At 37.1% G+C, this 11,360-nt stretch carries 8 protein-coding genes and 1 pseudogene; 6 read left to right on the top strand and 3 right to left on the bottom strand.

The genetic code is table 11. The features are described from left to right. Positions 1-8 precede the first annotated feature (8 nt). From ACT29I_RS07180 to ACT29I_RS07170, 3 genes are all read right to left on the bottom strand, one after another. On the bottom strand, positions 9-1,124 hold the full coding sequence (locus ACT29I_RS07180; RefSeq protein WP_444793073.1) for a hypothetical protein: 1,116 nt from the start codon (positions 1,122-1,124) through the stop codon (positions 9-11). Positions 1,125-1,451: 327 nt separating this feature from the next. Beyond that, positions 1,452-1,673, bottom strand: coding sequence for a hypothetical protein (locus tag ACT29I_RS07175; protein ID WP_444793072.1), 222 nt, complete (start codon positions 1,671-1,673; stop codon positions 1,452-1,454). A gap of 71 nt (positions 1,674-1,744) precedes the next feature. After that, entirely contained in the window at positions 1,745-1,978 is a 234-nt protein-coding gene (locus ACT29I_RS07170; protein WP_444793071.1) for a DUF4248 domain-containing protein, read from the bottom strand. A 766-nt stretch (positions 1,979-2,744) separates the two neighbouring features. Here ACT29I_RS07170 and ACT29I_RS07165 point away from each other — a divergent pair. The 6 genes and pseudogenes from ACT29I_RS07165 to ACT29I_RS07140 all read left to right on the top strand — a co-directional run. Further along, positions 2,745-2,858: pseudogene (locus tag ACT29I_RS07165) on the top strand (hypothetical protein); the annotation flags it as partial. Positions 2,859-3,233: 375 nt separating this feature from the next. Next, positions 3,234-3,611 (top strand): hypothetical protein, encoded by a 378-nt coding sequence (locus ACT29I_RS07160; RefSeq protein ID WP_430934866.1) that lies wholly within the window; start codon positions 3,234-3,236, stop codon positions 3,609-3,611. Between the two features lie 484 nt (positions 3,612-4,095). Further along, positions 4,096-6,789 (top strand): glycoside hydrolase family 2 TIM barrel-domain containing protein, encoded by a 2,694-nt coding sequence (locus tag ACT29I_RS07155; protein WP_444793070.1) that lies wholly within the window; start codon positions 4,096-4,098, stop codon positions 6,787-6,789. Positions 6,790-6,810: 21 nt separating this feature from the next. Continuing rightward, positions 6,811-8,544 (top strand): sulfatase family protein, encoded by a 1,734-nt coding sequence (locus ACT29I_RS07150; RefSeq protein WP_444793069.1) that lies wholly within the window; start codon positions 6,811-6,813, stop codon positions 8,542-8,544. A 2-nt stretch (positions 8,545-8,546) separates the two neighbouring features. Next, a complete protein-coding gene (locus ACT29I_RS07145; protein WP_444793068.1) occupies positions 8,547-10,076 on the top strand; it encodes a sulfatase in 1,530 nt (509 codons plus the stop codon). Between the two features lie 96 nt (positions 10,077-10,172). Beyond that, positions 10,173-11,285 (top strand): glycoside hydrolase family 88/105 protein, encoded by a 1,113-nt coding sequence (locus ACT29I_RS07140; protein ID WP_430934870.1) that lies wholly within the window; start codon positions 10,173-10,175, stop codon positions 11,283-11,285. Positions 11,286-11,360: the final 75 nt, after the last annotated feature.

Raw genomic sequence — 11,360 nt, 5'->3', positions numbered from 1 at the left:
TCCTTTTATTATTCTTTCGCTATGCTTTCATCATCTTCTTCAATGCTCAAACGCTGTTTTTCCTTTTCGAGATGCTGAACCATACTATTCGTAAGCTCTTTGCTTTCCATGCAATTGCCAATTATTGTTATCATGTAAATAGCAAATTGAATATCGCTTTGCTTGAGAGCTTTTGCAGTATCATTTATGGCATTAAAGATTTGTTTTTGCTGTTCTGTTTTTGGAATAGGCATTTCTTCAATTTCAACATCGTGCTGAACAGTAGAAGAATGTCCTTGCAATTCTTCATCCTCTTCAACAAAACCCAGGGCAGCTTGTAGCTCATCTTTTGATAAGCCCATTAATTCAGCAGCCTTTGGGCTATTCCCAAGTATCTTACTACCGATGCCTGATAGTACACCCGTTGCTACACGTTTTAATAATTCCGTGTTTGAATACCCTGCAAGTCGGGTTTCAAGGTCGGACACCTCAGTTTTGTATGCCGTATTTGCTTTTTCTAATTCCTGATTTTGGGTTTTTAGGCTATCTCGTTCAGTAGTTATTTCATGCAACTGCTTTTTCAATGTGTTGAGTTCGGTTTCCTGTTTGTAATCGCTGAGTTTTTTCTCAAACTGCATCAAGGTATTTTCATACCGTGAGTTATTGACAGCTCCCAATAATCCTGCTAATCCATTTAGGGTATTGCCTTTGTTTTCATTGTCTGCATCATTACCTGTTAATGCACCAAATAACATATTGAGGTTTTCAATACTTCCCAATCCACCTATATTATTACTAAATTGGTATTTTTTAATAGCCATATCAACAGCTTGTTCTATTTGCGACTGATTTGTTTCAGGTTTCTCAGTTTTGCTGTTATCATCTAAATCAATGTTGTATCGTGTAACTAATCCGGCTTTTGGACTTTTACCACGATAAATATCTACTTTGATATTACCGCCATCTTGCTTGACAATATCTTTAGCCGATTTCATGTTCTCATTAAAAGCCTCGATATTATTGGTTCGGGGAACAATCAGTATATGTCCTGAAATGTCTTCGACTAATATTTCATAAGCGTAAGTTGCGTTTTCCTGCAAATTCCGATATATGGCATCTTGTAAATTGCTATATTTTTCCTTCATTGTCGCATTTTTTTATGTTGTACTTAATTCTTATGGTATTATCAGCTATTGGTCAGGTACATTTTTCTATAAAAAGCTATTATGACCAACTTTGCAGCGATTATTACCTTTTGTGAGCAATTAAATTCTACTAAACAGCTACTTTTTTAAGTTTTGCAGTTATTTATAGTTACTGCTCATCTATTATTTTTTTTAACTCCTTTTCTGATTTTAACTTAGATCTACTTCTAATAGACTTTTCAGTACTATTGAGCAAAAGAAAGGGATTCTAAACGTATAAGTTTGAAGTTATGGGCTAATAATATTAACCTATAACTTACCATTACCTTACTCGTCATCTTCTTCTGAGTAATCTTCGTCCAGGTCTTCTAGGTGGTCAATCATTTCAAGAATCGCCTGGCTGTGTTCCTCAGGTTCGTATTCTACTTTAACAAGGATTTCATCATCTTCATTTGTGCCAATGATTGCACCTTTAAGTTCATACTCTCCCAATAACCCGGCAAATTCAACCATCAAATCTGCCGAAACATTAAATGTTCTAATCTTCATAATTTTAAAATTTAATTAAACAAAAAATTGACTACTCATTTCGGGGGGGGAGTATCGTCTAATATGGAGTATTACAGCTCCTCAAATTCTTCCGGCTCAACACAAAAATGTTCAAGTATTAATAAAAGCTGCTGTTTGTTGTAGTAGTGCCGTTTAGTATGTCCTGCTTTTGCAATCCGTTTTTTTAAATCCGGACAAGTATCTATTTCACGCCTTAGATGCTGCATGGCAGATTTAATTGAGACACTATTGGGATATAACTTTGTTACTAACTCTTGCTTTAATATTGTTCTGCGATTTATCATAGCGATGAATTTTATTTAGATAACTGAAATATTTTAAGAGGAATTGACGGTGAGAATAGAATGCAAGTGTTGAACCTTGATATTTCGGATAACAAATCGAAACATAAGGCAACAAATCAAAAAACACTTAGGGACTATAAACACGAAAAGCCCCTGAACGGAGCTTGTTTTAAAAGAATCGGCATGTATTTTCGGCATAATTATAAAAATTACACCCTTGACAATTAGCAAAGGCAAATATATAATTTTAGCTGAAAATTGCTGAAAGTTTTCGTTTGAATTTATTTGAAGTGGATTGATTAACATATCTCGGACTTTAATAAGTTAATCAAGTACTCCGCTACGGATTACATTAGAAATTGCCTCTAAATCTTCAAGTATATAGTTCGAAATTTGACCGTTTGGGGTCACTTCGCAATATGTCAATTGTAATAAAAAGCGTTTAAAATGAGAGTTTTAAGCGCTTTTTTTTGTTTTGTAAAAAGTCATATAAAAGCATCAGAATAGCAGAAAAATGAGACCGATATGTGACCTATTCATATTTTTCAGAAAATAGGTCGCCAGAAATATAACATTAGGGTAAAGTGTTGTATGATAGTAGAATTGTTTGGTTGTTTTGATATTGTTTGTGTTTGCAACGAAAAAGAAAAGTTGTTAATTTAATAGTAGGCTGGGGACAGGTCACCGCTGCAGAAAAAGATGCATTAAGAAGTTTTACGCGAAGTTATTGCTAAGGCAGAACAAATAAAGATAAGATGGAACTACGCCAATTTACATCCAACCTTCATTGAATCAAAAAAGAGTTGAACTTTCTGCCAGTATTTTTGTAAATCCGAATAACTGGGATGAGGTAAGACAGATTTTTGATTATCGTTCATAAAAAGCTGATTTATATAATCATCAATTACAATAGGTAATTACTGTTTTATTTCCTCTTAACAAAACTAACTTCCATTCTTTTAATCTTTAGGTTAATTATTGCAGAGTTGAACAAATAGTTCAATTTGGTGCATGTGTTCATACTTGAATTATATGTTCATTAATCTGGTATTCTATTGAAATTAAAGTTTGTATTGCTAATGTACTTTTGGTAGGTATAGTCTTTTGAAATATAATTTCCCAAAAGAAACGATTATGAGATAAACCTTTTCCTTATTGTCGGTCCGGATTCAACAGGAAGCATGACTTTTTCTGGAGTGTTGGATGCCTGTTTGAATTGGACCCGTATATTAGAAATAGCGGAAATATTAATCATATGAAGCGAAGAGATTTTTTACAGGTATCAACTTTGGCAGGTATTAGTTTAACATTTTCATCAACATCCGTGCTTAGTTCATGTTTGCACAATAAAAATACTGTACATTCTGCCGAATATAAAAAGTTAGTCTTCGAATTACTCATGGATTGGTGTGATGGAATGATAAAAATTCAAGTAGTTAAACCTTCCTACCCAAATGTACATGGGATGTTAGAGTGTCCTTCGTGTAGCAATGTGCACACGCGTTTAATGGACGCTGTTTATCCTTTCTTGTATATGGCCAAGGTTACTGAAGATCATAAATATCTGGATGCAGGCATAGCACTAATGGAGTGGGGTGATAATGTATCAAGGCCTGATGGTGCCTGGGGTTGAAGCGCTGCCTATTATGGCATATTTTGTTAATGAAAAAAAGAGGTGAAAATTAGTATTGAAGTAGTATAATGGACAATAATAAAAGAATTTGCATGGAAAGACATGACTTATTTGTAGCACAAGAACTATGAAAAAATACGTATTAATCATTCAGATATTGATATGTGGGACTTGCTTGTTTGCACAAGTAAAACTTATTGATGCCCGCATTCAAACGAGGGGGTTCGATGAAGACAAAGTGAAAGTTTCCGTTAAATGCGAGGCTCAGGTAATCTTTCCAAGTCAGAAAACAACGGTAATAGCAAGTGCATACTTGTTTAAAGTATCATTAAAATGAAAAGTTTAACTGTAAATAGCATCTTGAAAAAACAAGTATATTGAGCATATCGGATAAAGGATTTGAGTTAGAAGCTCAGCCTGATAAATGATGTATTTGTATTGAGCTTAAAGTAAGTTTTTAAATAGAATAGTATATAAGTAAATCATGGGAATTAAATTAAGTGTTACCTGTGCGTTCTTTTTTAGTATGTTAACCGTGCTATGTGGACAGCAATTGCGATACACTGTAAACGAATCGTGGCATTACATCAAGGACAACAATATTACTGACGTGAATGAATTTTTATTACTTCAGGATAAAGCTGAAATAATTGATCTGCCACATACCTGGAACGATAAAGATGTGGTGGATGAAAATGAAGGTTTTTACCGTGGTGCAGGATGGTATACCAAGGAAATTAGAATACCAACAGCTTATAAGGATAAACAGGTATTCTTGTTTTTCGAGGGTGTTGCTATGGTAGCAGAGGTTTACATAAACAAACAATTGGCAAAGCGCCATGTAGGTGGTTTTACACGTTTTGTTGTACCGGTTTCTAAATATGTTGAGTTTAATGAGGATAAAGAGTTTGCCACGTTTAATGTGGTGGTTAAAGCGGACAATAGCGAAGACCCCAATGTGCCCCCATTGCACGCCGATTTTACCTTTTTTGGTGGAGTATACCGTGATGTAAATCTGGTAGTAACAGAAAAAGTACACTTTAATGTGGAGGATTACGCAGCCAATGGCGTATTCATCACAACTCCTAATGTATCTGCCGAGAGCGGAGATGTTAATCTTAAGGTAAAGATTAAAAACGATGCTACATCAACACAAAAAGTGAAGTTGGTTACAAAAATATACGGGCCTAAAAATGAGTTGGTAAATACCGAATCTAAGTCCCTAAAGCTGATGGTAGGCAAGTCGAATGAATTTGACTTACAAATGAAACCGGTAGCCAATCCGCAATTATGGACTCCGGATGCACCAAATTTATATAAAGTGGTTTGCGAGATTTATGATGTCAAGACCAAAGCAAAGATAGATGAATCCATCAATTCATTAGGGTTCCGTTGGTTCTCGTTTGATGCAGAAAAAGGATTTTTCTTAAATGGTAAGCATTTAAAATTAATAGGAACTAACCGTCATCAAGATTTTAAAGATATAGGCAATGCTGTGCCTGACCACATCCATACCGAGGACTTATTACGTATGAAAGCTATGGGAAGTAATTTTCTGCGTATTGCACATTATCCGCAAGATCCTATTATACTGGAGTTGTGTGATCGTTTGGGAATCATTACTTCGGCAGAAACACCGATCATTGATACGGTAACAGAATCGGAAGAATTTGCCCAAAACTGTTTAAGTGCCCAATTGGAGATGATACGTCAGAATTACAATCACCCAAGTTTATTGATCTGGGCATACATGAACGAAGTACTTCTACACCCTCCGTATAAAAATGATAAAGAACGGTATCAGAAATATTGCAGCTATTTAAATAAACTGGCTCAGAGCATAGAGGATCTTACTCGTGCCGAAGATCCATATCGATATACAATGATTCCTAATCATAACAATGTTGATAAATATAAAGATGCCGGTTTAACCGATATTCCGAAGATTATAGGTTTTAATATTTATTTAGGTTGGTATGGTGGAGGGTATGAGTTACTCGAAAATCGTTTAGAAGAGTTTAGGCAAGGTGTTAAACAACCGATAATAATAACAGAATATGGTGCTGGTATTGACCCGCGTCTCCATACCTTAGAACCAATACGCTTTGATTTTACCCATGAGTATGGTACAGAACAACATAAACATTACCTAAATACCATAAAGAGTAAACCATATATTGCAGGGGCAAATGTATGGAATTATGCAGATTTTAATTCAGAAGGCCGTGTTGATGCAGTTCAAAGTATCAACAATAAAGGATTAGTTGGTTTAGACCGTACTCCTAAAGATGCTTTTTATTATTATCAGGCTTCGTTGTTAAAAGATCCATTTATTGCTATCGCTACCAAAAGCTGGAATCAACGAACAAATGTTGAGGATAGAGAAGGGTCCCGAATTTCAACCATGCCTGTTCAAGTATTTTCCAATCAGGATAAAATTGAGCTGACAGTCAATGGTAAAAGTTTAGGAATAAAAAACGTAGAAGATGCAATTGCTGTATTTGATGTGCCTTTTATTAATGGTATAAATAAGTTAAGAGCAATTAATCAGTCATCAGAATATGTTGAGGATTTTTCAGAGGTTCGGATCAATGTTCTTCCACTTTCATTAAAAGAGTTTCCTGCAAGGGGAATATCGATAAATGTTGGAGACAAGCGTTTCTTTTATGATGATAATATTGATCAGGCATGGATGTTTGACAAAGAATATAAAGAAGGAAGCTGGGGACATTTTGGAGGAGTGCCATACGTAAGACCGGGAAATAGGAAACAACAGCCCTATGGTGCAAAACAAGTCATTGCTGGAACTACAAATGATCCTATTTACCAAACCCAGCTAATCGGAATAGAACAATACCGCTTTGATGTGCCTGCCGGGGTTTATGAAATAAAGCTACATTTTGCAGAATTGGAAGGAACAAAAGCTAAGCATTTACCATATGATTTAACCGATGAGAGTGACGATGTTGCTAAATTTACCAATCGTACTTTCTCCGTGGAAATCAATGATAAAACAGTGTTGGATAAGATGGATATATTAGGGCAGTATGGTGAATATAGAGCTGTAAAGTTTAAATCGGAAATCAGTGTTAAAGTAGGAGAACCGATTATTGTTGATTTCAAAAAAGTGGTTGGAGAACCGGTATTAAATGCAATTGAGATTTATAAGAAATTGTAAACAAGATAAAATAAAAATAAAGTGCGAAAGAATGTATTATCAATCTTGCTTTGTATAGCCATTGTGGCATGTCAAGGTAATCACAATAGAAATCAGGAGTCATCTCTTGATTATTCCGGAGTTCAGTTACCTGAAAAACCCAATATACTTTGGCTGGTAACAGAGGATATGAGTGCGTATATTCCTGCGTTTGGCGATTCTACAATTAAAACACCAAACTTAAGTCGTCTGGCTTCAGAGGGGATAAGGTACCCAAATCTTTATTCAGTGGCAGGAGTATGTGCTCCAAGTCGTTGTGCCATTGCCACAGGTATGTATCCTACAAGTATAGGAGGGAGTCATATGCGCGTTAACTCCTATACTGAAGAAACCGGATTACCAGCTTATGAGGCTATTCCTCCTGCCGATGTTAAAATGTTAAGTGAAATGCTTCGTAAGCAAGGTTACTATTGTACGAATAACTACAAAACCGACTATCAGTTTAAACATCCCCTTACAGCCTGGGATGAATGTAGTCCATATGCACACTGGCGCAACAGAAAAGAGGGACAACCTTTTTATGCCGTATTTAACTTTACCGAAACACACGAGTCGGGATTGTTTGAACCATATGGGTATCGTCATATAGAAACCAGACATTATCATTCTGGCGACCGAAGATATGAGTGGGAAGATGGACGTATGAAAGAAGAGCAAACACCTGTTCATTTATCGAAAGAAACAAAATTTGACATTCCACCTTATCTGCCCGACAATGATGTGGTGCGTCGCGATATCTGGAAGGAATATAACAACATCGCCGAAATGGATCGTCAGGTGGGTGCTGTACTTAAGCAATTGGAAGATGACGGACTATTGGAAAACACGATTATCTTTTTTTATGGAGATCATGGTGGACCTTATCCGCGTCAAAAACGTTTGATTTACGATTCGGGTTTAAATACGCCAATGATTATTCGTTTCCCGCAAAAGCAATTGGCAGGAGATGTTGATGATCAATTGATAAGCTTTGTGGATTTTGCACCCACATTGCTTTCTTTAGCTGGTGTAAATCCTCCTGAATATTTGCAGGGGCAAGCCTTTATGGGGAGATATCCTTCAGCAAAAAAAAGAAATTATATTTATGGTGCTGCCGACCGATTTGATGCAGAAACTGATGCAATTCGTGCAGTTAGGGATAAGCGATTTAAATACATTCGCAATTATCGTCCGAATCAGGGATATTACTTGCCGGTTAAATATCGCGAAAGAATCCCTACCATGCAGGAATTATTGCGATTGAGAGATGCAGGAGAGCTTGATAGTATCCGGGCCCTTTGGTTCCGAAAGAGCAAACCAACAGAAGAATTGTTTGATTGTGAGGCCGATCCCCACGAAGTAAATGATATTGCAGGTCTTCCTGAGTATAAAGAGAAACTGGTTGAACTGAGATTGGAGATGGACCGTTGGATCCAGGAAATAGGTGATCAACCTAACCTGCCGGAAAAGGAGCTTATTGAACAACTGTGGGACGGAGATGTACAGCCTGTAACAATAGATCCGGTTATAAGCGAAAAGAATGGGAAAATTGAAATAAGTTGTGCCACTACCGGGGCATCCATTGGTTATAAAGTGATTCCAATGAACGCTAAGGCTCCAAATTCCTGGACAATTTACCAATTGCCTATCGCATTGCCCAAAGGTGCAACCTTAAAAGTAAAGGCGCACCGGATTGGCTATAAATCAAGTAAGGAAATGGAATTTAAAGTAATTTAAGTATGAAAACAATAAATTACGCCATTGTGCTTTTGGGTATTTTTATCCTATCGGCATGCGGTACAAAAAGCAAACAGCAAGCAAGTAATGCTGAGCTTCAGAAGCCCAATGTATTGTTTATTGCAGTAGATGATTTAAATACCTGGTTGGGTTGTATGAGTGGGTACTCTAACAGCAAAACTCCAAACATGGACCGTTTAGCCTCAAAGGGCGTGTTATTTACCAATGCACATTGTCAGGCTCCTTTATGCGGTCCTTCGCGGGCTTCAATAATGTCGGGTTTACGACCGTCCACCACAGGGATTTATGGAATGATTCCTGACGGTAAGATCAGAAGAGAGGATAAGCCTGAGACAAAGGACATTGTCTTTCTTTCAGAGTATTTTAGAAACAATGGTTACCATACCATGGGTATTGGTAAGTTGTTTCACATCCATGCACCAGATGGCGTATTTGATGAGTCAGGTGGCCGTGTAAAAGGTTTTGGTCCGCTTCCGGAGAAACGTTTTGTTTGGGATGGGAGAGGCAATTCGGATAGAAAAAAATATGGTAGAACAAGTACCGATTGGGGGGCTTTCCCCGAGGTGGATTCATTAATGCCCGATCACGAGTCTGCTAACTGGGCAATAGCAAGAATTTACAGGGAGTATGACAAACCATTCTTTTTAGGAGTTGGATTCTTACGCCCGCATGTGCCATTGTATGTACCACAAAAGTGGTTTGATATGCATCCACTTGAAGGAATACAGGTAGCTCCGTATAAATCTGATGATTTGGACGATGTTCCCCCTGTTGCATTGAAAATAAATGATTTGCCCATGATGCCATCTACCGAATGGGCAAAAGAAACAGGCGAGTGGAAAAAGATTATTCAAGCTTATTTAGCTTGCGTTAGTTTTGTGGATTACGAGGTGGGAAGAGTGTTGGATGCCCTTGAAAAAAGTGGAAAGGCAGATAATACCGTTATTGTACTATGGTCTGACCATGGATATCGATTGGGAGAAAAAGGAACTTTTGCCAAACATGCCTTATGGGAGCCTGCTACAAAAGCTCCCTTGATGTTTGCGGCTCCTAACCTTCCCAAAGGTAAAGTCATTGATACCCCGGCCGAAATGTTATCGATTTACCCTACGCTTATCGAATTATGTGGCCTTCCTGCTTACGACCGAAATGAAGGCAGAAGTTTGGTTTCTGCTATGATGAACAGAGGAGAGGATGATAAAGCCTTTGCAGTTTGTACTTTTGGTATGAATAACCATGGTGTTAAGGCTAACGGATTCAGATATATCCAATACGAAGATGGCGGACAGGAGTTGTACGACCACAAAACAGATCCTAATGAATGGGAGAATTTAGCATCTAACCCGGATTATAAAAATAAGATAGAGGAGATGAAACAGTTTCTTCCAACAAAAAATGTTATTTGGGATTCTCATTCTTCTTATACTTTTCAGCCTTATTTTGTAGATCAAAAGCAAAGAACCAATGGGTCAGATGGTATACCAGTACATGTTATTGGCGCAGCTCATTAAAGAAAAAGAGAAAATGGACAGTCCTTTTACGAAGGATGCCTTATTGTATTTATACAAGTAATAATAAATTTTTAAACATATAATAATTAAACTGTTATGAAAACATTATCCTTATTGTTAATATTAAGCGTATTGAGCGTTAGTTCGTATGGGCAGAAACCTAAACCTGAGGAAATCAAAAATGACATGAGGCGTGTGGCTGATTGGCAAATCGAGCATTTTCGCGATAACTACAGTAATAGAAAAGAGCCACATCACCCATTGGCATGGACCAATGGAGCCTTATATGTAGGTATGGTTAAATGGGCAGACATGGCTGATGATGACACCTATTGGGAGTGGATGAAAAGCATTGCTGAAGATAACGAGTGGAAATTGCACAAGCGTATGTACCATGCAGATGATCATACCGTAGGGCAAATGTATATAGAGTTATATCGTAAGTATGGTGATAAGAAAATGATTGCTCCAACCAAAGAGGCTCTAAGGTATATTTATTTTCATCCGGCAAAAACATCGTTGCATTGGGTAGGAAATAAAAATTATAAACATGACCGTTGGAGTTGGTGTGATGCGTTATTTATGTCTCCTCCAGTTTGGGCAAAGCTATATAAAGAAACAGGAGATAAAATGTACCTGGATTTTATGATGAAAGAGTTCAAGGCAACTACCGATTTCTTATTTGATAAAAAAGAGAATTTGTATTATCGCGATCAAAGTTACATGGGTAAGCTTGATAACGGTACGAAAATTTTCTGGGGACGAGGTAACGGATGGGTTCTTGGAGGACTGGTAAACATTATGGAGGAGCTTGATCCTGCATCAAAAGAGTACAAGTATTTCTTGAAAATATTTAAGAAAATGTCTGCTCGATTAATTGAGATTCAAACAGAAAAAGGTCACTGGGCTATGAGTTTATTGGGCGATAAGTATTATCCAACACCGGAGACCAGTGGATCTGCCTTTTATATATTCGGTTTAGCCTGGGGTATTAATAACGGAATTCTTGATAAAGAGAAGTACGAGCCTGCCGTAATCAAAGGCTGGAAATCATTGGTAAGTCATATCACAGAAGATGGGATGTTAGGATACGTTCAGCCTATTGGTGCTGCACCTGGTAAAGCATGGGCTGATAAAACAGAAGTATATGGAACAGGTGCTTTCTTGAGTGCAGGTTCTGAGGTGTATAAATTAGTAGGAGGGAAATAGTAAAATAAAATTACCATAATAAAAAGGAGCATCTTTAAGGGCACGTTAATTTTTCCTTTTTAAGGTGAAATTATT

The sequence above is a fragment of the Saccharicrinis sp. GN24d3 genome, assembly GCF_052400645.1.
Classification (GTDB): domain Bacteria; phylum Bacteroidota; class Bacteroidia; order Bacteroidales; family Marinilabiliaceae; genus Saccharicrinis.
The sequence above is the reverse complement of the archived record's forward strand: the minus strand, read 5'-3'. Positions and strand labels throughout refer to the sequence as shown.

What these genes read in the sequence shown, in the direction of transcription:
- ACT29I_RS07180 (WP_444793073.1), bottom strand. Translation starts at nt 1,124, where the DNA reads ATGAAGGAAAAATATAGCAATTTACAAGATGCCATATATCGGAATTTG.
- ACT29I_RS07175 (WP_444793072.1), bottom strand. Translation starts at nt 1,673, where the DNA reads ATGAAGATTAGAACATTTAATGTTTCGGCAGATTTGATGGTTGAATTT.
- ACT29I_RS07170 (WP_444793071.1), bottom strand. Translation starts at nt 1,978, where the DNA reads ATGATAAATCGCAGAACAATATTAAAGCAAGAGTTAGTAACAAAGTTA.
- ACT29I_RS07160 (WP_430934866.1), top strand. Translation starts at nt 3,234, where the DNA reads ATGAAGCGAAGAGATTTTTTACAGGTATCAACTTTGGCAGGTATTAGT.
- ACT29I_RS07155 (WP_444793070.1), top strand. Translation starts at nt 4,096, where the DNA reads ATGGGAATTAAATTAAGTGTTACCTGTGCGTTCTTTTTTAGTATGTTA.
- ACT29I_RS07145 (WP_444793068.1), top strand. Translation starts at nt 8,547, where the DNA reads ATGAAAACAATAAATTACGCCATTGTGCTTTTGGGTATTTTTATCCTA.
- ACT29I_RS07140 (WP_430934870.1), top strand. Translation starts at nt 10,173, where the DNA reads ATGAAAACATTATCCTTATTGTTAATATTAAGCGTATTGAGCGTTAGT.